18 protein-coding genes are annotated in these 23,017 nt (G+C 72.5%); 8 read left to right on the top strand and 10 right to left on the bottom strand.

What is annotated here, in order from left to right:
• Positions 1–7: 7 nt before the first annotated feature.
• From purH to AB0M30_RS09380, 8 genes are all read right to left on the bottom strand, one after another.
• The gene (purH, locus tag AB0M30_RS09415) at positions 8–1,576 is read right to left on the bottom strand and encodes a bifunctional phosphoribosylaminoimidazolecarboxamide formyltransferase/IMP cyclohydrolase (RefSeq protein ID WP_364581834.1); all 1,569 of its coding nucleotides are present in this window, start codon (positions 1,574–1,576) and stop codon (positions 8–10) included.
• Entirely contained in the window at positions 1,566–2,183 is a 618-nt protein-coding gene (purN, locus tag AB0M30_RS09410) for a phosphoribosylglycinamide formyltransferase (protein WP_364581832.1), read from the bottom strand. The genes purH and purN overlap by 11 nt, the downstream gene beginning before the upstream one ends.
• Before the next feature lie 77 nt (positions 2,184–2,260).
• Positions 2,261–3,754 carry a DUF6350 family protein gene (locus AB0M30_RS09405; RefSeq protein ID WP_364581829.1) on the bottom strand — a complete coding sequence of 498 codons (1,494 nt, stop codon included), beginning with the start codon at positions 3,752–3,754 and terminating at the stop codon, positions 2,261–2,263.
• A gap of 136 nt (positions 3,755–3,890) precedes the next feature.
• Entirely contained in the window at positions 3,891–4,691 is an 801-nt protein-coding gene (locus AB0M30_RS09400) for a DUF5336 domain-containing protein (RefSeq protein ID WP_364581827.1), read from the bottom strand.
• 205 nt (positions 4,692–4,896) lie between these two features.
• Positions 4,897–5,787 carry a succinate--CoA ligase subunit alpha gene (gene sucD / locus AB0M30_RS09395; RefSeq protein WP_155548957.1) on the bottom strand — a complete coding sequence of 297 codons (891 nt, stop codon included), beginning with the start codon at positions 5,785–5,787 and terminating at the stop codon, positions 4,897–4,899.
• A 2-nt stretch (positions 5,788–5,789) separates the two neighbouring features.
• On the bottom strand, positions 5,790–6,959 hold the full coding sequence (gene sucC / locus AB0M30_RS09390) for an ADP-forming succinate--CoA ligase subunit beta (protein WP_360172324.1): 1,170 nt from the start codon (positions 6,957–6,959) through the stop codon (positions 5,790–5,792).
• A 118-nt stretch (positions 6,960–7,077) separates the two neighbouring features.
• Entirely contained in the window at positions 7,078–7,401 is a 324-nt protein-coding gene (locus AB0M30_RS09385; RefSeq protein WP_364581896.1) for a hypothetical protein, read from the bottom strand.
• A gap of 225 nt (positions 7,402–7,626) precedes the next feature.
• Positions 7,627–9,606, bottom strand: a complete 1,980-nt coding sequence (locus tag AB0M30_RS09380) for a hypothetical protein (RefSeq protein WP_364581825.1) — start codon at positions 9,604–9,606, stop codon at positions 7,627–7,629.
• Between the two features lie 930 nt (positions 9,607–10,536).
• Between AB0M30_RS09380 and AB0M30_RS09375 the strand changes: the two genes are divergently transcribed.
• Positions 10,537–11,217 (top strand): M23 family metallopeptidase, encoded by a 681-nt coding sequence (locus AB0M30_RS09375; RefSeq protein WP_364581823.1) that lies wholly within the window; start codon positions 10,537–10,539, stop codon positions 11,215–11,217.
• 945 nt (positions 11,218–12,162) lie between these two features.
• Here the strand turns inward: AB0M30_RS09375 and pcrA are convergent.
• Positions 12,163–14,577, bottom strand: coding sequence for a DNA helicase PcrA (gene pcrA, locus AB0M30_RS09370; protein ID WP_364581822.1), 2,415 nt, complete (start codon positions 14,575–14,577; stop codon positions 12,163–12,165).
• A gap of 156 nt (positions 14,578–14,733) precedes the next feature.
• On the opposite strand from pcrA, the gene AB0M30_RS09365 reads away from it, so the two are divergent.
• The 7 genes from AB0M30_RS09365 to AB0M30_RS09335 all read left to right on the top strand — a co-directional run bounded on the left by AB0M30_RS09365 (position 14,734) and on the right by AB0M30_RS09335 (position 22,088).
• The gene (locus AB0M30_RS09365; protein WP_364581819.1) at positions 14,734–15,159 is read left to right on the top strand and encodes a DUF1707 domain-containing protein; all 426 of its coding nucleotides are present in this window, start codon (positions 14,734–14,736) and stop codon (positions 15,157–15,159) included.
• Between the two features lie 161 nt (positions 15,160–15,320).
• The gene (locus tag AB0M30_RS09360) at positions 15,321–15,617 is read left to right on the top strand and encodes a chorismate mutase (protein WP_364581816.1); all 297 of its coding nucleotides are present in this window, start codon (positions 15,321–15,323) and stop codon (positions 15,615–15,617) included.
• Between the two features lie 64 nt (positions 15,618–15,681).
• A complete protein-coding gene (locus tag AB0M30_RS09355; protein ID WP_013222708.1) occupies positions 15,682–15,996 on the top strand; it encodes a hypothetical protein in 315 nt (104 codons plus the stop codon).
• 586 nt (positions 15,997–16,582) lie between these two features.
• Positions 16,583–18,007, top strand: coding sequence for a hypothetical protein (locus tag AB0M30_RS09350; RefSeq protein WP_364581813.1), 1,425 nt, complete (start codon positions 16,583–16,585; stop codon positions 18,005–18,007).
• A 259-nt stretch (positions 18,008–18,266) separates the two neighbouring features.
• Entirely contained in the window at positions 18,267–19,124 is an 858-nt protein-coding gene (locus AB0M30_RS09345; RefSeq protein ID WP_364581810.1) for a hypothetical protein, read from the top strand.
• A gap of 215 nt (positions 19,125–19,339) precedes the next feature.
• Entirely contained in the window at positions 19,340–20,962 is a 1,623-nt protein-coding gene (locus AB0M30_RS09340) for a protein kinase (protein ID WP_364581806.1), read from the top strand.
• A 13-nt stretch (positions 20,963–20,975) separates the two neighbouring features.
• Positions 20,976–22,088, top strand: coding sequence for a serine/threonine-protein kinase (locus AB0M30_RS09335; RefSeq protein ID WP_364581803.1), 1,113 nt, complete (start codon positions 20,976–20,978; stop codon positions 22,086–22,088).
• On the opposite strand, the gene AB0M30_RS09330 is transcribed toward AB0M30_RS09335, so the two are convergent.
• A complete protein-coding gene (locus AB0M30_RS09330) occupies positions 22,085–22,987 on the bottom strand; it encodes a LysR family transcriptional regulator (protein ID WP_364581800.1) in 903 nt (300 codons plus the stop codon). The two genes, AB0M30_RS09335 and AB0M30_RS09330, sit on opposite strands and share 4 nt — an antisense overlap.
• Between the last annotated feature and the right edge of the window lie 30 nt (positions 22,988–23,017).

The following is a 23,017-nucleotide window of genomic DNA, read 5'->3' as shown; positions in this document are numbered from 1 at the left end:
AAAGCGGTCAGTGCGCGAAGTGGCGCGTCCCCGTCAGGTACATGGTGACGCCCGCCTTCTCCGCGGCCGCGATGACCTCGGCGTCACGGACCGAGCCGCCGGGTTGCACGATCGCGCGGACACCCGCCTCGGTCAGCACCTCCAGGCCGTCCGGGAACGGGAAGAACGCGTCCGACGCGCCGACCGAGCCCTTGGCCCGGTCGCCGGCCCGCGCCACCGCGAGCCGCGACGAGTCGACCCGGTTGACCTGGCCCATGCCGACGCCGACGGTCGCGCCGTCGGTGGCCAGCAGGATCGCGTTGGACTTGACCGCGCGCAGCGAGCGCCACGCGAACTCCAGGTCGCGCAGGGTCTGCTCGTCGGCCGCGGCGCCGGTGGCGAGCGTCCAGTTCGCCGGGTCGTCGCCGGAAGCGTCGATCGCGTCGGCCGTCTGCAGCAGGACGCCACCGGAGATCGGGCGGAACTCGATCGACGACGCCGGGGCCGCCGGCAGCTTCAGCAGCCGGATGTTCTTCTTGCGCTGCAGGATCTCCAGGGCTTCGGCGTCGAAGTCCGGCGCCAGCACGACCTCGGTGAAGATCTCGCCGATCTGCTCGGCGGCCTCGCGGCTGACCGGCCGGTTCGTCGCGATGACGCCGCCGTAGGCCGAAACCGGGTCGCACGCGTGCGCCTTGCGGTGGGCCTCGGCGATGTCCACGCCGATCGCGATGCCGCACGGGTTGGCGTGCTTGATGATCGCGACGGCGGGCTCGGCGAAGTCGTACGCGGCGCGGCGCGCGGCGTCGGTGTCGACGTAGTTGTTGTACGACATGGCCTTGCCGTGCAGCTGCTCGGCGTGCGCCAGGCCGGGCCGCTCGCTCTTGTACAGCGCGGCCTTCTGGTGCGGGTTCTCGCCGTAGCGCAGGACGTCGGCGCGTTCCCAGGTGGCGCCGAGGAAGTCCGGGAAGCCGGCCTCGGCAGCGTCTTCGTCGGGGGCGTACGCGCTGGCGAACCATGAGGCGACGGCCGTGTCGTACGCCGCCGTGTGCGCGTACGCCTGGGCGGCGAGGCGCTTGCGGTCCGCGAACTCGAAGCCGCCACCGGCGACGCGCTCGAGCACCCAGCCGTAGCGGGCCGGGTCGACGACGACCGCGACGCTGCCGTGGTTCTTCGCCGCCGCGCGGACCATGGCCGGGCCGCCGATGTCGATGTTCTCGACGCAGTCCTCGGCGCTCGCGCCGGACGCGACGGTCTGCGCGAAGGGGTACAGGTTCACGACCAGCAGGTCGAACGCCTTGATGTCCAGCTTGCGCAGCTGCTCGACGTGGTCGGGGTTGCCCTGGTCGGCCAGCAGCCCGGCGTGCACGTGCGGGTGCAGCGTCTTGACGCGGCCGTCCAGCGACTCCGGGAAACCGGTGACCTGCTCGACCGGCGTGACCGGGACGCCGGCGTCGGCGATGGCCTTCGCCGTGCCACCGGTGGAGACGATCTCGACGCCGGCCGCGTGCAGGCCGGTCGCGAGGTCCAGGAGGCCCGCCTTGTCCGAGACGCCGATCAGCGCCCGGCGGACCGGGCGCCGTCCCAGGTCAGTGCTCACGAAATGTCACCTTTCGTCCGTCCACGGTGCAGCCACCGCGGCCGAGTCGCTCGATCGTTTCCACCAGCAGCCTGCGTTCGACGGCCTTGATCCGTTCGTGCAGGACGTTTTCGTCGTCGTCGCTCTCCACGACGACCGCCTCCTGGGCGATGATCGGCCCGGTGTCGACCCCGGCGTCCGCGAAGTGCACGGTCGAGCCGGTGACCTTGACCCCGGCTTCGAGGGCGTCGCGGACCGCGTGCATCCCGGGGAAGGACGGGAGCAGCGCCGGGTGCGTGTTGATCACCGTGAAGCGGCCGAGGAACTGCTCCCCGAGGATCTTCATGAACCCGGCGGAGACGACCAGGTCGGGCCGGTACGCCGCGACGGCCTCGGTCAGCGCCTTGTCCCAGGCGGCGCGGTCGGGGTGGTCGGCGACGCGGACGGTGAACGACGGGATGCTCAGGCGCTCGGCGCGGGTGAGGGCCTCGATGCCGGTGCGGTCGGCGCCGACGGCGACGACCTTGGCCGGGAAGCCGGACCGCCCGGTGGCGTCCAGCACCGCCTGCAGGAGGGTGCCGGAGCCCGACGCGAGCACGACGAGCTTCACCGGAGTGGGCAGGTCCAACCGTTGAGACAGAGCGGGCTCCTTGCCGCGGGCGGTGCGCAGCCGGGCGCACGGCGCTTCACCAGGTCACCTAAACCCTAACGGTCGCCCTCGTCCGGCTCGACGTCGCCGCAGGTCTCGGTGCCTCCGGTCACAGCGCCGCCCGGTTCGGGAGCGGCGCCGGGGACGTCTTCGGCCGGTTCTTCGAGCCCGAGCTCGGCGTCGGCCTCGGCTTCGAACGCCGCGTCCTCGGCGGAAATCTCCTCGTCCTCTTCGGACGCTTCGGAGTTCTCGGCGGCTTCAGCCGCTTCGAGTTCCTCGACGGCTTCGGCCGCTTCTTCGGCGTCGACGTCGTCGGCGTCCTGGAAGGCCTCGTTGTCTTCGAGCGCTTCGGGCGGCGGAGCGGGGGGCTCGTGCTCGCCCGCGAAGAACGCGACGAACGACCCCGGGATGACGATCCAGCAGAACGCGACGATCGAAGCAATGCCGACCGGGACGCTCACCGGGTCGAACGGGCCGTCGCCGAGCCGCCCACCGGCCAGCGTGCCCAGCACGACGCAGCCGAGCGCGACGACGGCACCGGCGACCGCGACCGCACGGATGCGCTGCGCCGGATCGGCGTCGGCCTTGCGCAGCGACCAGCCGGCCAGCGCGCCGGTTGCCGCGGGCAGCACCAGCAACGCCGGCCACCAGGCCGCGTGGTGTTCGGGCAGGCCGCCGAGCAGCGGGACGGCGGGTACGGCGCCGCCGCGGTAGGCGAACACGCTGACGGAGAGCGGCCCGATCGAGAACCCGGGCCCGGTGACGAAGGACAGCGCGGCCGTCACGGCGTTCGGCAGGTACAGCAGCGAGAGCAGGAAGAGCCCGGAACTGGTGCCGAAGCCGGGTTCGTAGGTGCCGGACACCGTCGCCCACGACAGCCCGGTCGCGACGGTGAACACGGCGGCGCCGCAGGCCACCAGGATCGCCAGGCTCATCGCGCCGACGCGCAGCCCGCGCAGCGCGAGCGCGTCGACGCGGTCGGCGACGGCGTCCGGCAGCCCGCACGACCGGGTGATGCCCGCGCACGAGGCCGCGGCGGCGAGCAGCCCGGGCACGACGAAGGCGAGCGCCGGGTTCGCCGTCACCGGCGAGCCCTGGGCGCAGAGCGCGACGACGAGCCCGAACACCGCGTGCGCACCGGTGATCGTGAGCAGCACGGGCCGCGCTTCGCGGAACGACCGGCAGCCGAGGCGGCGGGCGGCGCCGGACGCCGTCCGCGCGGCGAGCGCGACGACACCCAGCGTCGGCAGCAGCGGCAGGAACCCGAGAGGGTGACCGCCGATCCCGAGGCGCACCTGGTGCGCGGCGAGCCAGCCGGGCCCGGCGGCCAGCAGCACGCCGGTGTCGGAGAAGGCGGTGCGGCCGGCGGTGAGGGCGACCAGGGCCAGCACGGTCGCGACGGCGGCATAGCCGGTGACCAGCGGGCCGAGGGCGGCGGCGAGCAGCACGCGCAGCCAGGACACCGGGGCGGGTTCGACGCCGGATCCGGGCTCGCCGACCGCTTCACCCGGCGGGTGGGGGTCGTCGGTGAGCAGGTCCATGATCCGCACCCTGACATCCGGGCTGCTCCGTCCGGGTGAGCCACGCCGCCGCCGGGCGCGGGAGCTCACCCGGTCGGGTCTCCCCCGACGCAAAACACCCGCTGTGACACCGAGTGTCACAGCGGGTGTTCGAAATGAGGCTGCGTCAGTTCGACTTGCCGAAGCCACCGGGCGGCGTGCCCGGGTTCTCCGGCGGCGGCTGCTGGAAGAACTGGCCCTGCTGCGGGGCGTACGTCGTGGCCTGCTGTCCCGGCGGCGGGGTGGTCGACGGCGGGTTCGGCGAGCCGTACTGGCCCGGCTGCGAGAACGGCGCCGACGGCTCGCCGGTGGGGGCGACCGGGCCCGACCCGTGACCCTGCTGGCCGAACTGCTGGCCGGACTGGCCGTACTGCTGCTGTCCCTGCTGTCCCGGCTGGCCGTACTGGCCGCCGTAGGACGGCGCGGCGGGCTTCGGCGACGGCGGCTTGATGACGTCGTGCGCGATCAGCAGCGCGCCGACCGCGACCAGCATCTGCAGGATCGCCAGGATCAGGATGACGGTGACGATGCCGGGCGAGGTCTGGAGCCCGACGAGGGTGTCCAGGACCTCGAGCGCGCCGAGGACGCTGAACAGCGCCGCGAACGGCAGCGTCTTCGGGCCCTTGGGCAGCGCGTGCATCGCGGCGAGCAGGCCGCCGCCGAGCAGGAACGTCCCGCCGAGGCCGACTTCACCGTTGTCGGAGAAGCCGAGGAAGTACTGCACGAGGCCGAGGCCGGCGACGACCAGGGCGAGCAGCAGCGGCAGGTTCTGCGGCAGGCCCGCCCCGCCGGAGGGTGCCTGGTGCGAATGCGGCTGCGGCTGCTGTTGTTGTTGCTGCTGCGATGGGAAGCTGCTGGACGGCGGTCCGGGGGGCTGCTGGCCGCCACCCTGCTGGGGGTAGCCGGGCCCACCGCTGGGGAAGGTCATCGGATGCACTCCTGTCGGTTCGACCGGCACTCCGGGCGCGCGGGCGCCCGGAAGAAGACGAGGCGGCTTGTGTGCGCAGAACGCTAGCGCACTCCACGGCCGTCAGCCCACCAGACGTGTGAATCTCCCGCGCGGTTCCGGCCGGAACGCGGAAAGGCCGGGCACCTTGGGGGTGCCCGGCCTTACCAGGAGTTACGTCCCGGGCTCAGCCCAGGTTGTTGTAGAGCTCACGCGCGAGGACGGCGGTCTCGCTCGGGGTCTTGCCGACCTTGACGCCGGCGGCCTCGAGGGCCTCCTTCTTCGCGGCCGCCGTGCCGGAGGAGCCGGAGACGATGGCGCCCGCGTGGCCCATGGTCTTGCCCTCGGGCGCGGTGAAGCCCGCGACGTAACCGACGACCGGCTTCGTCACGTTCTCCTTGATGTAGGCCGCGGCGCGCTCTTCGGCGTCGCCACCGATCTCGCCGATCATCACGATGACCTTGGTCTCGGGGTCCGCCTCGAACGCCTCGAGGGCGTCGATGTGCGTGGTGCCGATGATGGGGTCACCGCCGATGCCGACCGCGGTGGAGAAACCGATGTCCCGCAGCTCGTACATCATCTGGTAGGTCAGCGTGCCGGACTTCGACACGAGGCCGATCTGGCCCGGGCCGGAGATGTCGGCCGGGATGATGCCGGCGTTCGACTTGCCCGGGCTGATCACACCGGGGCAGTTCGGCCCGATGATCCGGGTCGTGTTCCCCTTGGCGACCGCGTGCGCCCAGAAGTAGGCCGAGTCGTGCACCGGAATGCCCTCGGTGATGACGACGGCGAGCGGGATCTCGGCGTCGATCGCCTCGACGACCGCGTCCTTCGCGAACTTCGGCGGCACGAAGATGACCGACACGTCGGCGCCGGTCTCCTTGATGGCCTCTTCGACCGTGCCGAAGACCTTGAGGTCCTTGCCCTCGATGGTGACGGTCTGGCCGGCCTTGCGGGCGTTGACGCCGCCCACGATGTTCGTGCCGGACTTCAGCATCTTGGTCGCGTGCTTCATGCCCTCGGAGCCGGTGAGCCCCTGCACGATGACCTTGCTGTTCTCGTTCAGGAAGATCGACATCTTCACGCACCTGCCGCGGCGAGCTCGGCAGCCTTGTCGGCCGCGTTGTCCATTGTGTCCACCACGGTGACCAGCGGGTGGTTCGCGTCGGCCAGGATCTGGCGACCCTCGACGACGTTGTTGCCGTCCAGGCGGACGACCAGCGGCTTGCTGGCCTCGTCGCCCAGCATCTTCAGGGCCTCGACGATGCCGTTCGCCACCGCGTCGCAGGCGGTGATGCCGCCGAAGACGTTGACGAAGACGCTCTTCACGTCGGAGTCGTTGAGGATGACGTCCAGCCCGGCCGCCATGACCTCGGCCGACGCGCCGCCGCCGATGTCGAGGAAGTTCGCCGGCTTCACGCCGCCGTGCTTCTCGCCCGCGTACGCCACGACGTCCAAAGTGGACATCACGAGGCCCGCGCCGTTGCCGATGATGCCGACCTGGCCGTCGAGCTTGACGTAGTTGAGGTTCTTGGCCTTGGCCTTCGCCTCGAGCGGGTTCTCCGCGTCCTTGTCCACCAGGGCCTCGTGGCCCGGCTGGCGGAAGTCCGCGTTCTCGTCGAGGGTGACCTTGCCGTCGAGGGCGATGATCTTGTCCTGCGGGTCGCGGACCAGCGGGTTGACCTCGACCAGGGTGGCGTCCTCGGAGACGAAGGTCTCCCAGAGCTTCACCACGACGTCGGCGGCTTCGTCGATGATGTCGGCCGGGAAGTTGCCGGCCTTCAGGATCTCGAGCGCCTTCGCCTTGTCGACACCGGTGATCGAGTCGACCGGGATCTTGGCGAGCGCCTCGGGGCGCTCGACGGCGAGCTGCTCGATCTCCATGCCGCCCTCGGAGGACGCCATCGCCAGGAAGGTCCGGTTGGACCGGTCCAGCAGGAAGGAGAAGTAGTACTCGGACGCGATGTCCGAGGCTTCGGCCACGAGCACGCGACGCGTGATGTGGCCCTTGATGTCGAGGCCGAGGATGGCTTCCGCCTTCTCCTTCGCCTCGTCCGGGGTCTGGGCCAGCTTGACGCCGCCCGCCTTGCCGCGGCCGCCGACCTTCACCTGCGCCTTGACGACGACCTGGTTACCGATCTGCTCCGCGGCGGCCTTGGCTTCTTCGGGGGTGCTAGCCACCGAGCCCGGCAGAACCGGTACTCCGTGGGCGGCGAAGAGATCCCTCGCCTGGTACTCGTAGAGGTCCACTACTCCAGTCTCCTGACGACACGCCACTGCAGGTGGTCCGCGACCGGACCGCGCTGTCGGACCAGTCGAGGTTAGCGACCTGCGCAGACGCAGGGGACTCCGCACCTGGTGAAGTCGGTCACCGTACGCGGTCAGACGGTGCTTCACCGGTGTGAGACCGCCCACCGGCGAGCCGTTTCACCACCTCCGAGGCGGTCTCGGCGGTGAAGACGGGGACACCCCCGAGCGCGTCCCCGAGGTCTTCGGGCGGGACGGCGCCGAGCACGCCGACCGCGTCCGGGTCCTCTTGGTCGGCGGTGCGGAGGATCTGTTCGACGGTGGCCACGGGCCCGGCGTGGACGACCTCCACGCCGTCGTCGCGCAGAGCGCGGCCCAGCGGGACGGCGGCCGGGTCGGGGCGGGTGAACTCGACGAGCAGCACCCGCAGCCGGTCACGACGCACGGCGTTCTCCGGGCGCACGGCGTTCACGGGGCACGGCCTTCTCCGGGCGCACGGCGTTCACGGCCGCTCCCAGGCGCGCGGCGTTCACCGCCGTTCCCCGAGCACGCGGCGTTCGCCGGGCGCGCGGCGTCCCCCGGGCGCAGGGCGTTGCTCGGGCGCGCGGTGTTCACGGCGCATCGCGTTCTCCGGGCGCACGGCGTTCACGGGGCACGGCCTTCCCCGTGGTCACGGCCTTCCCCCGGGCGCACGGCCTTCCGCGGGCGCGCGGCGTTCCCCGGCCGCGGGCCTGCCTGCGGCCGACAGGCCGGCGGCGGCGAGCAACGCGGCCGTGGCGGCGAGCGCGACCCAGAACCCGGCAGCCGGGCTCGCCCCACCGAGCGAGCCGCCGACGAGCGGCAGCTCCGCGGCGTGCAGCGCGGTCAGCAGGGCGGCCCCGGCGAGCAGGGCGGCCGCCGGTTTCGGCCGGGATCGCGTCGCGAGCGCGGCCGCGCCGACAACCACCGCGGCGGCGGTCAGCAGGCCCCACGAGGGCGTGTCGAGATGGGACCAGAGGCCGGCGGCGACGTAGCCGGGAACGGCGAAGACGGGCAGCCCGAACGCGGCGACGGCCAGGATGGCCCCGGCCGCGGCGGGCGTGAGTGTCCGGCGGTCCGGCTCGGTGCCGTCCCCGGCGTCTTCGCGTTCGACGACACCGGTGCCGGCGGCGGCGAGGGCGGCCAGGGCGGCGAGCACGAGCGCGGCGAACGTCCAGGCGGCGCCGGCTCCGAGGTCGTAGCTGAAGACGGGAGCGGCCGCGCCCCCGAAGCCGGCGAGGTTGCCGGCCTGGGTGGCGGTCAGCGCGGTGTTGAGGACGGCCGTGCCGGCCAGGACGATCCCCGCCCAGGCGACCCCGAGCACGGGCCGCGCGACGGCGGCGGTCTTCGGGACGAGCACGCCGGCGGCGGGGACGGCGAGCACCAGCGCGGCGACGAGGAGGAACCAGCGCGCGGGGCTCTCGGCGGCGGCGCTGACCGGCGTGGTGGCGCCCGGGTTCAGCGCGGTGACGGCGACCTGCGGCGCGAAGGCACCGATGAGCGCGGCGATGACGGTGGCGAGACCGAGCAGGCCGGTGGTGAGCCGCCACCAGAAGAGGCCGGGGAGCTTCGCGCTGCCGGCGAGGTCGGTTTCGGAATTTTCGGTGCGTTCGGTCAACCGCGTGCCCGCGAGACCGGCGACGATGGCCGTCGCGACGAGCGCGAGCGCGGGTCCCCAGGTGACGTGCAGATCATCCCGGAAGAGCCCGGCGAGAACGGGCGGCGCGGCCACCCCGAAGGCAGCGGCGGCCAGCCCGGCGAGAGCACCCCGCGCGACGTGCTCGGCCGGAGCGGCGAGCGCGAGCACGGCGGCCAGCGGCAGGGCGGCGGCGATCAGGAGGTAGCCGCCGAGGGCGGGCCAGGGGCCTTCGAAGGCGGCGCGGGCGAGCAGGAAGCCGTTGTCGGAGTGGACGGGCGCGGTGAGCAGCCCCGCCCCGGCGACGACGGCGAGCAGCGGGACGAGCAGCCGCCACCGCCGTCGTTCGGGTTCGTCGTGGTTCCGGAGGGCCCGCCAGGCGACGACCCCGGCGGCCGCGGTCAACACGTGCCCGGCGACGAGCAGCCAGAACCCGCCGCCGACGGCGGAGCTGCCGAGGAACCGGTCGGGCAGGTAGAGCTCGGGCCGGATGGTGAGCGGGCCGTTGGCGGCGAACTGCAGGTCGAGGACCAGCCGCCCGGGAGCGAGGGCGGCCAGGCCGAGGACGAGGCCACCGCCGAGGCCGGGCTTCCCGACGGCGGCGAACCAGATCGCGGCGACGGCGGGAGCGAGGGCGAGGAGGGCCAGCCACGGCCAGCTGGTGAACCCGGGCCCGGCGGCGGGCGAGACGGGGACGACGGCGGCTGCGGCGAGCGAGACGGCACCGAGAGCGGCCAGGACCAGGGCGGTTTTCAGGGCGCTCGATGGGTGGGTTTCCGTGTCGTCGGCCCAGAGGTCGCTGTCGTTGCTGGTTGAGGATTGTGGCTCGGTGCGGCGGGCCGGCGGCTTTGGCTGCGACGGGTTGCCGGACGGGCGGGCAGTTCGGCCGGGCGAGGCGGGCTTGACGGAAACTCCGGGCGCGCTCCCCGCGGCGGGCACGGGCCGCGTCGGCTCGCCGGGCTGGTCGGGGCGCGGTGCGCCTCCCGCGGCAGGCACCGGACGCGTCGGCTCACCGGACTGGCCTAGGTCGGCGGGGTCGGCGGAACCGCCCACAGACGCAGCCGAAACTCCGGGCGCACCGGCCGTACTTCCGGCGGCAGGCACCGGGCGCGTCGGCTCACCAGGCTGGTTGGCGCCGCCGGAACCATCTGCCGCGCTTCCGGCGGCAGGCACCGGGCGCGTCGGTGCGTCGGAACCTTGTTGACTCCGGCCCGTGCCCGTGGCGTCCGGCTTGGGGTCGCCCGGACCGGCGGCCGGTGGGCTCGGGGCCGCGTTGGCCGGGCCTCGTGCCTCGGGTTCTCGGCGGGGGCCGGGGGTGCTTCCGGTGGGGGGCTCTGCGCGTGGGGGCATATTGCCCGCGACGCTAGCAAGTTCGCGCCGCCCGGGAGCCGTGGCGGGGCGCGAGTCGTCGGATGTGCTTCAACCCTCCTCTGCAATCCGTTATTCCGGCCTTCGGCGGCTCTCGGGGGCCTTTCGAGGCCTCCGAAGGCCCCGTTGGGCCTTTCGGCGGACCTTCACCACCCGTCAAGCCTGTAAGGCAAGTCACACCGAACGCCGTAAACCCCCTCTAACTTTGGGTGATTTACACAGGTGAGCGGGGTGCCGGTTCCACCCGATCGGCCGACAGCGGGGGCACGCCTTGCCGACAGCGGTACCCCTTCGTTACTGTCCCGAGGTCCCCATTACAGTCAGGTCACGAAGTAGGACGCGAGCAAACCACCCCCGAGGTTGGCTCACCGGGTTCCCCCGCCCACAGTCCTCGACCCGGCTCCCCGACGATGGAAGGCCCCTGTCTTGGCTTCACACCGCTCCCCCGGCGGCCAAGCTCCTTCCCCGGCATTGAAGGACGCACTGGAAGGTGCGGTCGTTCGTGTCCGGGGTGCGCACCGCATCGCCCCGCCCTCTTCGGCCCTTCGCGGCCGTGTCGTGGTTGCCGCTGTTGCGGCTGGTGCGTTCGCCGCTGCTGCTGCGGGCTCGACCCTCAAGACAGTCACCGATTCCGACACCGCCATCACGCCGCTGGCCAACAGCCAGGACGCCAGCGCTTCGCTGACCGCGGGAGGTGCGGGCTCCGGGGGCGCTCCGGAACTCCTGCCCACCGGCCACACCGTCGACGCCTCCGCCGAAGCCGCGAAGCTCGCTGACAGCGCTTCTGTCACGCAGGCTCGCGAGCAGCGCGAAGCCGACGCCGCCAAGAAGGCCGCCGAAGAAGCCTCCCGCCCCAAGACCTGCCTGCCCGCGCACGGCACCTTCACCTCGGGCTTCGGTGCCCGCTGGGGCACGAGCCACCTCGGCATCGACATCGCCAACGCCATCGGCACCCCGATCTACGCCGCCTCCGACGGCACCGTGATCGAGGCCGGCCCCGCCAGCGGTTTCGGCCTCTGGGTGCGGGTCCAGCTCGACGACGGCACGATCCAGGTCTACGGCCACATGAACAGCTTCTCCGTCAAGGAGGGCCAGAAGGTCAAGTGCGGCCAGCAGATCGCCGAGATCGGCAACCGCGGCCAGAGCACCGGCCCGCACCTGCACTTCGAGGTGTGGCAGAACGGCAGCAAGAAGATCGACCCCCGGCCCTGGCTGGCCGCGCGCGGCATCGTTCTCTGATCCGTTCGCTCCCCGCGCGGGAGCAGGCACCACCAACGCGTACGACAGCGGAAACCCGGCCGTAGAGCGACTACCCGCTCCGGCCGGGACACCGCGGGCAGCGGCAACCGACGAAGAGCGCTGAGAACACCCGCTCCGCTGAGCCGCTCGTACGCTGAAACCGGTCACAAGATCAAGGTTGGCCGCTACGGGCCAAACACAAACACTCATATCGGGTACGTCTTCGCTCCCCGCCCGAGGCCGCCGGACGTCAGCAAGCGGTTCCGGCGGAGTCCCGGAGCCGACCGCGCCGGCGCTTTTCGGGCGGAACTCACCCGGGTCGATCTCGCCCGGCAGCGGAAACGCCCCAGGCCGCCGCGCATCCCCGTCGGCGTCCGCAGCCGCGGAAGATCCGATCCAGGCCCCCCACAGGCGCCTCAGCGCCCGCAACCGCCTATCGCTGCCCGCCCGGTAACCGGCGGATGAAGTAGGCCACCGCGATCTGCCACACCGTGCACAGCTCCGCCGGCCGCCGAACCGGCAGCCAGCCCCAGGGCACGGCTCCCCCCGCGCCCCCCGCGGAGCGGACACGCGCGGCACTCCGGGCTCTGGTCGTCCAGCGGCGTCCCCGGCCGCAGGTGACACAGCGCCCGTCCGCGCCGAGCTCGTGCTGCCTGAGCAGCGCTCGCCAGGCGGCGGCCAGCCGGCACGCCTCCGCTCCCGCACGCGAAGAAGTTCCCGAAGCCCCCGAAGGTTCCCGACCCCGATCCGGAACCGTCGACCCCAGGACTCCTCGCAGATATTTTTGTACCCCTTCGGCCAGCAGCCCAAACAGCACCGCGTCCACACCGCATTACCCCCTCCGTCGAACCTTTGTTCGATCGCGGGGTCAGTTCTACCGGGTGGGTACGACGATTCCGGCGGCGATCGGAGAGATCGCCGCCGGATTCACTCGGACGAGTGGCGCTAGAGCTTCACCATCGGAACGCTGCCGATGAGCATCAGCCGGACCTTGCCCGCCGCGCCGAAGTCGATCGTGGCCGTGGCCCGCGGGCCGACGCCGTCGCAGGAGATCACCGTGCCGAGGCCGTACTTGTCGTGGCTGACGCGGTCGCCGACGTCCAGCTTCAGCGCCACCGTGTCCTTCCAGCCCTTGCCGAACGACGGCGTGCCCGACGAAGACGGCGCGGAAGACCGCCGGCCGCCCCAGGTGGTCGCCGCCCGCGGCGTGCCGCGGGAACCGGAACCGAACGAGCCGAAGCCGCTGCTGGACGGCTCCAGCCGCCGCCAGTCGACCAGGTCCGGCGGCAGCTCGTCGAGGAACCGCGAAGCCGGGTTCATCGACGGCTGGCCCCACGCCGAGCGCGTGATCGCGCGCGAGACGTACAACCGCTTCCTGGCACGCGTGATCGCGACGTACGCGAGCCGTCGCTCCTCGGCCAGCTCCGTCGGGTCGCCCAGCGCCCGCATGTGCGGGAAGACGCCGTCCTCCCAGCCGGTGCAGAAGACCACCGGGTACTCCAGGCCCTTCGCGGTGTGCACGGTCATCAGCGTGACCACGCCCGCGCCGCCGTCGCCTTCGTCGCCGCCGTCGGGCGAAGGCACCGAGTCGGCGTCCGCGACCAGCGAAACGCGTTCGAGGAACGCCGGCAGCGAGCCCGGCGCCGGAACGCCCTCTTCGACGACCAGCTCGGCGTTCTCGTCCGCGACGACCGCGGCGGTGATCTCGGTGAACTCCCGCGCGACCGTGACCAGCTCGTCGAGGTTTTCCACGCGCGTGTGGTCCTGCGGGTCCTCCGACTCCTCGAGCTCGACGCGGTAGCCGGTCTTCTCCAGCACGGCTTCCAGGACGTCGTGCACCTCGGCGCCGTCCGAAACCAGCGTGCCCAGCTCGTCGAGCAGCGCCACGAACCCGCTGATCGCCTTGACCGAGCGCGGGTTCAGCAACGGCACGTTGCCCTCGACGGCGTCCCGCAGCGCCGCCGCGAAGGAGATCCGCTCGCGCTCGGCGTGCGTCGCCACGACGGCCTCCGCGCGGTCGCCGATGCCGCGCTTGGGCACGTTCAGCACGCGCCGCAGGCTGACCGTGTCCTCGGGGTTCGCCAGCACGCGCAGGTACGCGATCATGTCGCGGACCTCGCGGCGCTCGTAGAACCGCACGCCGCCGACGACCTTGTACGGCAGGCCGAGCCGGATGAAGATCTCTTCGAAGACGCGGGACTGGTTGTTGGTGCGGTAGAAGACGGCGACGTCGGAGTAGTCGGCTTCGCCCTTCTCCGCCAGCGCGTCGATTTCACCCGCGACGAACGCGGCCTCGTCGTGGTCGTTGTCGGCGACGTAGCCGACGATCTTCTCGCCGTCGCCCGCGTCCGTCCACAGCCGCTTGGCCCGCCGGTTCGGGTTCCGCTCGATCACGGCGTTGGCCGCGTTCAGGATCGTCTGCGTGGAGCGGTAGTTCTGCTCCAGCAGGATGGTGTGCGCGTTCGGGAAGTCCCGCTCGAACTCCTCAATGTTGCGGATCGTCGCGCCGCGGAAGGCGTAGATCGACTGGTCCGCGTCACCGACGACGACCAGCTCGGCCGGCTCGACGCCCGCTTCGTTCGGCGCGGTCCCGGCCAGCTCGCGGACCAGGGTGTACTGCGCGTGGTTCGTGTCCTGGTACTCGTCGACCAGCACGTGGCGGAACCGCCGCCGGTAGTACTCGGCGACGTCCGGGAACGCCTGCAGCAGCGAGACCGTGCGCATGATGAGGTCGTCGAAGTCGAAGGCGTTGGCCTGGTTCAGCCGCCGCTGGTACTCGACGTAGACCTCGGCGACGCGGCGCTCGAGGTCGTTGCCCGCGTTCGCCGCCGCCGTCTCCGGGTCGGTGAGCTCGTTCTTCAGGTTCGAGATGTGCACGGCGAGCGTGCGGGCGGCGTAGCGCTTCGGGTCGATGTCGAGGTCCCGCGCCACCAACGTGATCAGCCGCTTGGTGTCGTCGGAGTCGTAGATGGAGAAGCTAGACGACATGTCCAGGATCTTGGCCTCACGGCGCAGGATCCGCACGCACATGGAGTGGAACGTCGACACCCACATGGCGTTCGCGCGGCGCCCGACGAGCGCGGCGACGCGCTCGCGCATTTCGGCGGCGGCCTTGTTGGTGAACGTGATCGCCATGATTTCGCCGGGATGCACCCGGCGTTGGCCGAGCAGGTAGGCGATCCGGCGGGTCAGCACCCGGGTCTTGCCCGATCCCGCGCCCGCCACCACCAGCAGCGGGCCACCGGCGTGGGTGACGGCTTCGCGCTGGGCGGGGTTGAGGTCGTCGAGCAGCTCGGCCTGCCCGCCGGCGGCGGGCTTGCGCACAGGGGTCGCGGCGGGGAGATCGAAGAGGGTGTCCATCGTGCGTCCACGCTACCCCGGGTGGGTGGAAGTGCGGCACAGCGTGCCGACGCGAGCCGGTGCCTCCGGCGCGAGCGGCTACGGCGCTGGGCGTAGGGCCGGATGTCGCCTGCCACCCGACGCGCCGCGGGCGCCACGCGCGGAGCATCGGTGGACATGGAAGACACCAGCTCCGCCCGCATCCGGGCCGCCGACGCCGATCGTGAACGCGTCGCCACCACCGTCCAGACCGCCGGTGCCGAAGGCCGGCTCACCCTCGACGAGGTCGAAGAACGGCTCAGCCGCGTCTACTCCGCGAAGTTCACCGACGAACTCGCCGCGCTCACCACCGACCTGCCGCGGCCCGCGCCACCGTCGCCCGGCTTCCCGTTGACCCGGGAGACGCTGCGGCGCCATCCCGCGCTGCGCGTCCACCTCGCCATCGTGGTCGCGATCGCCGTGCTGGTGGTCGTCCGGTGGGCGGTGCTGGGCGCCGGGTTCTTCTGGCCGGCGTTCCCGGTGTTCTGGCTCGGGGTGAGCCTCTTGGTCCACGCCCGGGTGCGCTCGGTCCGGGAGCGGCCCCGTGCCGCTGTGCCATACTGAGCACATGCGGCGCCACGCGAAGCGATTTTTTTACGGGAACCGGACTCCGGCTCCCGTGATCGCGTAGTGCCCGAACCGCCATCACGCCAGCCCCGGAGTCCACGGACCCGGGGCTGTCGCCGTCCCTGGGGCCGGGTCCGGGCTTCGAGGAAGAGGTCCCGATGAACGCACACGCGACGAACGCCGACGGCCAGCCCGCCGAGCACACTCCCGCGGGCGACGACATCTCGTCGCTCCGGGAGGAGATCGACTGGCTGGACAAGGAGATCCTGCGGCTGGTCAAACGCCGGGTCGAGGTGTCCAAGACGATCGGGGCCGCGCGGATGGCCGCCGGGGGCACACGCATCGTCTACAACCGCGAGATGGACGTGCTCGCGCGCTACCGCGAGCTCGGCCCGGACGGCCGGCAGCTGGCCATGGCGCTGCTGAACCTGGGCCGCGGGCGGCTCGGCCGGTAACGGTTGCCCGAATTCGGGGACTTCCCCGAGGCACCGGCGCCCCCGGTGCGGGCAGACTGGGGCCATGGACTGGCTCGTGAACCTCATCGCCGTCATCGTCGCGCTCGCGAGCGTGCTGGCCGCGCTGGGCCATGTGGGGTATTTGGCGCTGCTCAACAACGCGGCGGGTAAGCGGGCCGGAGGCGCTCCGGTCGCGCAGTACGTCAAGAGCAGGTGGGCCGTTGCCGGCGGTACCACCGCGGCTTCGCTGTTCGCCTGGTTGCTCACGGCCGGGGGACCGACGCTGGACATCTTCGCGATCATCGTCGCCGCCGGTAGCGGCGTGGTGGCGACGAAGGCGCTGCAGTCCACGCGGGACCGTTACCGCACGGGAGGCTGAAACCCCTGATCAGGGCCGATGGCGCTGCGTGAAACTTCGCAGCGTCACCATCGCCCGTTCGGTCGCGCCCGACCGAGTGAAACCTCTGCAACTTGCAGGTTTGGGGGCGACTTTCTCCGCCGGATGCTCCTAGGGTTGACGGCGTGAGGACCCTTGCGTCTGGGTCGGGCGAGGCCCGCGAGACGCGCGGGGGCACTGGCCCCGCGCGCCTCCAGTCGCGTGCGCGTGCATTTGCGCAGGATTCCGAACAGGATTCCGCGCGTGAGGGTGCTCCGATCGGGTCGTCTCGCCGCCGGATGGCGTCAGGACCGCACCGCCGGGTGGTCGAGCCCACATGAGCCAAGGCACGGAGTTCCACGGGTACGCCGCAGCGCCCGCGCATCCCGGGCGGCATCGGCGCGGTGGCGCGGAGAGCTGGACGCCACCGCTGCCCCAGCACCGCCCCGTGCGCCACCACGCGGCCGGGAACGCGCCGGAGCCGGGCTCGCTTCCGTTGCGGCACCACGGTTCTGCCGAGACGCCGGAGGGTGGTTCGTATTCGTTGCGGTATCACGGGGTGGGCGAGCCGGAGGGTGGCTCCTCCCCGATGCGCTACCGCGGAACGACCGAGGCGCCGGAGGGTGGCTCCTCCTGGCCGCACTACGCGCCCGCCGGACCGCCCGAAGGTGGCTCCCACCCGCTGCGCTACCGCGGGGTGGGCGAGCCGTCGGGAGGCGGCACCTGTTCCTGGCCGCACTACGCACCCGCCGAGTCCCCCGAAGGTGACTTCCACCCCCTGCACTACCGCGGAACAACCGAGCCGCCGGAGGGTGACTCCTTCTCCTGGCCGTACTACGCGGCCGCCGAGTCACCCGAAGGTGGCTCACCCCCCCTGCGGCACTACCCGCCCGGATCGCCGGAGGCGGGCAACCGCCCTTTCCGGCGCCGCGCCACCGAAGCCGGATCCGCGCCGGCCGATCCGCCGGTGTCCGGGTGCCTGCCCCTTCCGCAGCCGTCGCTGCCGCAGCCGCGGGACCGGCGGCCCTCGTCGCCGCTCTTCCCGGCCGCGCACGGCAGTCTCCCGCTCGACGCCTTCGAAGACGATGACCTCGAGCCCGGCGCGGACGAGGCGCCGGCCGCCGAAAGCCGGGCCGATCTGGCCGCCCGGCGGACCCGCGTCTCGCTGGCCGCGCCCGCGCCGCGGTGTGTGGACGTCGACGATGACGACGTCCGCATCTACTCCGCCCCTCCCCTCGACGGCCTGGGTGGCTTCACGATCGGGTCCGTTCCCGCGTCGGTGACGCCGCCGAAGACGTGGCGGAAAGCGGCCTGGTTCGCCACCGGTGCGTCCGGTGCCGTGGTCGTCGGCCTCCTCTGCGCCGGCTCCTTCCTGGTCGGGAAGCCGCCCGTGGACCAGGCCGTGCAGGGCTCCTGGCCCGGCTACCAGGGCGTGCCGACGATCGCCGACCCCACCGGCGAACACCGGCCGCCGACGCAGGGTGGCGCCGCGCCGGGGCCGGAATCCGCGTCGCGGCCGGAAAACACCCCCGGGAAGACCCAGCGCGGTGGTGGTGCCGGGCCGGTCGACGGCGCGGCTCCCCCGCCCGCCCGGAGCACCACCACCCCGGACACGGTGAAGACCGGACCGGCCCGCCCGGGCGCGAGCCCGCGCAAGCCGCCGGTCACGCCCGCCCAGCGGGAGACCCCGGTCAAGCCGCCGTGGTGGTACTCCTTCCCGCCGGACGCCCAGACCATGGGGGACAACTCGGAGAAGTTCTTCAACACCGTCACCACCGACCCGTCCGCGGCGTCGTCGGTGACCACCGGCCACCTGCACGACCAGGGGCCGCAGGCGCTCGCCGACCGGTACGCCGGCATCGCCTACTTCGAAGTCAAGAAGGTCAGCATCGACCAGCAGCGGGGCGTCACGGTCAACACCGTCGAGGTCACCCACACCGACGGCACCAAGACCGTCGAGGAGCGCACGCTGACCTTCGGCGACGGCGACAAGATCACGGCTGACGGTCAGTAGCCGAACCTGCACGTGCGGTTCGCCCGTTCTGATGCACGTGCGGTGCGCCGAGCGGTTATGCCTGGTCCGGGTGGGTGACATAAGCTGCCGCTCGTCGTATTGCGACGGCATTCCGGCGACAGAGCCTGGTGGTCGCCGTCCGCACAGGGTTACCTGACGACAGCGAATCCGGAAACCGGCTACGAGTCGGCCGACCGGACCAACGGGAGCCCGGCGAACAGCCGAGTGACCGTCCCCGGAACCCAGAGCGAGGACTTTCGTGCTTGATCGGCAGCGCACACGGCGTGAGTCACCTCACGCCGTCCGCGTCGAGGACGTCATCCCGGCCGAGATCCTGGACGGCGTCGCCGACGCCGACCGGGACCACCTCGAGCAGGTCTTCCGCGACCCGCAGCGATTCCTGCCGTCGCGGACCGAGCCCGCCCGCGAGCCGGTGCAGGCCGAAGACGCCGGCGAGCCGGAAAGCCGGTTCGCGCGCCGCGCGAAGCTGACCGGGCTCGTCGCCGCGGGCGCGCTCGTCGCCGGCGCCGTGATCGCCGCGCCGATGCTGACCAGCGCCCACCGCGCCGCCTCCCCCGGCGGGCAGTCCACGCCAGCCGGGTTCACCGGCGCGGCCGAGCTCGGTGGCCTCGCCGTCCCGCAGCACCAGGCCGGCGGCAGCGCGCCGGAGCGGCGCAGCCCGGCGACGCCGGGCACGCACCCCGAGGACACACCGGCCACCCAGCCGGCGAACGGCAAGCCCCGCACCCAGCCGGCGCCGGCCGCCGACACCCCGGTGCCGGACCAGGCCGCCGACGCCCGCAGCGCGAGCCGCAAGATCCAGGCCGTCAAGGACTTCTACGCCAAGATCGCCCGCGACTCGGCGGGCGCGCTGGCGCTGCTGAGCCCGGCCCTGGTCCAGGGGACGGCCGGCGAGCTGGTCCGCACCTGGAGCGCGATGGACGCCATCGACGTCCAGGAAGCCGACACGCAGATCAAGCCGGACGGCTCGATCCTCGCGGTCGCGACGCTGCACCGGCCGGACGGCGCGCTGGTGCGCGTCACCCAGCTGTTCCGGGTCGCCGACAGCGGTGGGCTGATCACCGAAGCCGAGCTCGTCTCGGCCCAGTACATGTAGCCCACCGCGACCACCCCTTCACCCCTGGTTCAAGTGCCCGTGCCGAATTCGTGTGCGCAGAGTGAGCGCCTAGCCTTGTCACGGGCCGGTCTCGGAAAAGCCGGCTCAGAGCCCACGACATGTGCATACGCTCCAGCCAAGCGGCGTGCTCGTGGCCGCCTCACCAGGCACCGATCCGCACGCCCTGGTGAAGCCGGAGCCCAAAGGGAGGTCGCGTGAGCGACGAGGGTCGTCTGGTCGCCGATCGGTACCGCATCGTCGGCCGGATCGGCACGGGCGCGATGGGGGCCGTCTGGCAGGCGCACGACGAGGTCCTGGGCCGCACCGTGGCCATCAAGCAGCTCCTGCTCCAGCCGCACCTGGACGAGCACGACAAAGAAGACGCCCGGCAGCGCACCATGCGCGAGGGCCGGATCGCGGCCCGGCTGCACCACCCGAACGCGATCTCCGTCTTCGACGTCGTCACCGACGACAACGGCCAGCCGTGCCTGATCATGGAGTACCTCAACTCCACCAGCCTGGCCGCCGTGCTGCAGGAACGCCGCACGCTGCCGCCGACCGAGGTGGCGCGCATCGGCGCCCAGGTCGCCGCGGCGCTGCGCGAGGCGCACGCGGTCGGGATCGTGCACCGCGACATCAAGCCGGGCAACATCCTGCTCGGCGGCAACGGCACCGTGAAGATCACCGACTTCGGCATCTCGCGGGCCAAGGACGACGTCACGGTCACCAAGACCGGGATGATCGCCGGCACCCCCGCCTACCTGGCCCCCGAGGTCGCCATCGGCGGCGAGCCGGGCCCGGAGTCCGACGTCTTCTCCCTCGGCTCCACGCTCTACGCGGCGTGCGAGGGCCAGCCGCCGTTCGGGCTGTCCGAGAACACGCTGAGCCTGCTGCACGCGGTCGCGGCCGGGCAGATCAACCCGCCGCGCCAGTCCGGGCCGCTGGCCAGCGTGCTGGCGGTGCTGCTGCACCCGGACACCGAGCACCGGCCGACCGCCGAAGAGTGCGAAGAGCTGCTCGCGGCCGTCGCCCGGGGTGAGCTGCCGCTCGGCGGCCCGGCGGAAGAGACCATGATGGCGCCGACCGCCGGTGTCCTCGGTGCGGCCGCCGTCGGCGACCCGAACGCGACGCAGATGTTCGACGAGATCCCCGCCGGTCACTCGGGCACGCTGCTCAACGGCGGTGGGGCCCCGACGCAGGCCGTGCCGTTCTACGACGAGGACGACTACCCGGAGGGCACCGGCTACCCGGAGGACGACTACGACGGGTACGGCCACTACGCCGAGGACGACCACCACGCGGCCGGGGGCGTACCGCCCGGCCTGGCCGCGACCCGCGCCGTGCCGGTGCCGCCGCACGAGCAGGGCGGGTACGAGGACGACTACGACGATTACGACGACGATCCCGAGCCGCCCCCGGCCCGGTCGCGGCCCCAGCTGAGCCCGGTCGACGAGGACGACGACAAGCCCGGCGCGTGGAAGCGCCCGGCGATCATCGGTGGCGTCGTGGTCGTGGGCCTGGTCGCGCTCGTCGTCTGGCTGCTGAGCCCGAACAACCCGGAGGCGCCGGCCGCGCCGGCGCCCAGCACCAAGTCGTCGCCCGCCACGACGTCGCAGTCGGAGCCGTCCACGACCGAGGACTCGTTCACCCCGGTGGAGGTGCCCCCTCCGGTGTCGGAGACGACCTCGTCGTCGAAGCGCGCGACGACGTCGCGGCCGACCGAAACGCCGGCGACCACCAGCCCGAAGACGACGCCGAAGACGACGCCGCCTACAGAGTCGTCTCCGGAAACGACGCCCACCACGCCGGTGGCGACATCCACTCCCACCACGCCGTGACCCGAGGTCAGTCTTGAGTTCTGAAGGCACCATCGTCGGCGGCCGGTTCCGGCTGGACCAGCCGATCGGCCGCGGCCGCGCGGGCATCGTGTGGCTGGCGTTCGACACGCGGCTGTTCCGCACCGTCGCGATGAAGCGGATGTACCTGCCGGTCGGCGCGGGTGAGCGTGCCGAGCAAGCGCGCGCCGCCGCGATGCAGGAAGGCAAGGACGCGGCCCGGATCGAGCACCCGTGCGCGATCAAGGTGTTCGACGTGCTGCCGGACGGCCAGGACGTCTGGCTGGTGATGGAGTACATCCCGTCGCGCAGCATGGCGACGTTCCTCGCCGAGCACGGCCGGCTCACCCCCGACCAGGCGGCGCTGCTGGGCATCCAGCTCGGGAACGCGCTGGCGGCCATCCACGGGGCCGGGTTCGTGCACCGCACCCTCGAGCCGGGCACGGTGCTGCTGGCCGACGACGGCGGCGTCAAGCTCACCGACATCGGCATCAGCGGCGGCGGGCCGAGCCCGGCGTACGTGGCGCCCGAGGTCGCCCGCGGGCTGCCGGGCACGCCGGCGGCGGACGTCTTCTCCCTCGGCGCGACGCTCTACACCTCCGTGGAGGGCGTGCCGCCGTTCGGGGACGACGGCCTGTCGTCCGAACGCCCGCCGCAGAACTCGGGCGTCCTGACCGAGGCGCTGCGCAAGATGCTGCGCGCGGACCCGACCACCCGCCCGACGATGGCGGACACCGTCCACTCGCTGAAGGCGATCACCGAAGGCCGCGAAACGGCGTTCATCCCGCCGACCGCGCCGGCGATGCCGACCATGCCCGTCGGCTGGCCGAACCCGCAGGGCGCCCCGCCGATGCCGCCCCAGGGGCCGCCGATGGCGCCGTCGGGCCCGCAGTTCCAGCCGCAGTACCCGATGACGCCGCCGCCCGGCTACGCGCAGGGGGCGACTCAGCAGATCCCGCCGGTGCCGCCGGCTCCTCAGGCGACGCAGTACGCGCCGCCGCCCGCTGCCGCGGCGCAGCAGGCCGAGGCGTGGAACCTGCCGGTGTCGAAGAAGACGCTGGTCACCGTGGCCGCGATCCTCGCCGCGGTGCTGGTCGGCATCCTCGTCACCGAGCTGTTCTTCGTCTAGGCCACCTTGGCGGTCGCGGCGCGCATGGCTTCCAGCAGCGTGCGGACGGCCGGCTGGCCCCAGGCGCGCGACGCGACGGCGGCGTGGATCGCGCGGAAGGGTTCCGGGTTGCGGATCCTGCGGACGACGACGCCGGGGTGCTGTGCGCCGAGCCCCAGCTCCGGGATCAGGCCGACGCCGATGCCGGCCGCCACGAACCCCTGCGCCGTCTGGTAGTCCTCGGATTCGACGACGACGTTCGGCGTGAACCCGGCGGACGCGCAAGCGCTGTCCAGGATGTCACGGCAGATGCCGGGCAGGCCGTCGACGCCGACCCAGGGTTCCTCGGCGAAGTCCGTCAGGTCGAGCACGCGCTTGCGGGCCAGCGGATGGGTCTTCGGCAGCACGGCCCGGTACGGGTCGTCCAGCAGGTGCACCAGCTCGACCCCCTTGGCGGGCGGCGTCCGGCGCGGGAAGACGGTGATCGCGACGTCGGCGTGGCCCGTCTCGACGTCGACCATCGGGTCGTCGGGCTCGACGAGCTTGAGGTCGAGGCGCACGCCGGGGTGCTCGCGGCGGACCGCGGCGATGGCGGGCGGGACCAGCGACGCACCGGCCGTGGCGAAGTAGCGGATGGTGACGCGGCCGGTGCGGCCCTCCTTGAGCTCGGTCAGCGCCGCCTCGGCCTTGGCGAGCTCGGTGCTGAGCGTCTCGGCGTGTTCGCACAGCAGCGCACCCGCCGCCGTCGGCCGGACGCCCCGCCCGACGCGTTCGAGCAGTTCGGTGCCGGCCTCGCGCTCCAGCGTGGACAGCTGCTGGCTGATCGCGGACGGGGTGTAGCCCAGGTTGCGGGCCGCGGCGGTGATCGACCCGCTGGTGATGACGGCGCGGAGAACCTGCATGCGGCGGACGTCGAGCATGCCCCGATCGTACAGCTCGGCTTAAGTGTT

The sequence above is a fragment of the Amycolatopsis sp. NPDC051716 genome (assembly GCF_040681595.1).
In the GTDB taxonomy this organism is placed as follows: Bacteria; Actinomycetota; Actinomycetes; order Mycobacteriales; family Pseudonocardiaceae; genus Amycolatopsis.
The sequence above is the reverse complement of the archived record's forward strand: the minus strand, read 5'-3'. Positions and strand labels throughout refer to the sequence as shown.

Bases quoted from the DNA above. Each gene is read 5' to 3' on its own strand.
- AB0M30_RS09400 (WP_364581827.1), bottom strand. From the start codon at position 4,691: ATGACCTTCCCCAGCGGTGGGCCCGGCTACCCCCAGCAGGGTGGCGGC.
- sucD (WP_155548957.1), bottom strand. From the start codon at position 5,787: ATGTCGATCTTCCTGAACGAGAACAGCAAGGTCATCGTGCAGGGGCTC.
- pcrA (WP_364581822.1), bottom strand. From the start codon at position 14,577: ATGGACACCCTCTTCGATCTCCCCGCCGCGACCCCTGTGCGCAAGCCC.
- AB0M30_RS09365 (WP_364581819.1), top strand. From the start codon at position 14,734: ATGGAAGACACCAGCTCCGCCCGCATCCGGGCCGCCGACGCCGATCGT.
- AB0M30_RS09360 (WP_364581816.1), top strand. From the start codon at position 15,321: ATGAACGCACACGCGACGAACGCCGACGGCCAGCCCGCCGAGCACACT.
- AB0M30_RS09355 (WP_013222708.1), top strand. From the start codon at position 15,682: ATGGACTGGCTCGTGAACCTCATCGCCGTCATCGTCGCGCTCGCGAGC.
- AB0M30_RS09350 (WP_364581813.1), top strand. From the start codon at position 16,583: ATGCGCTACCGCGGAACGACCGAGGCGCCGGAGGGTGGCTCCTCCTGG.
- AB0M30_RS09330 (WP_364581800.1), bottom strand. From the start codon at position 22,987: ATGCTCGACGTCCGCCGCATGCAGGTTCTCCGCGCCGTCATCACCAGC.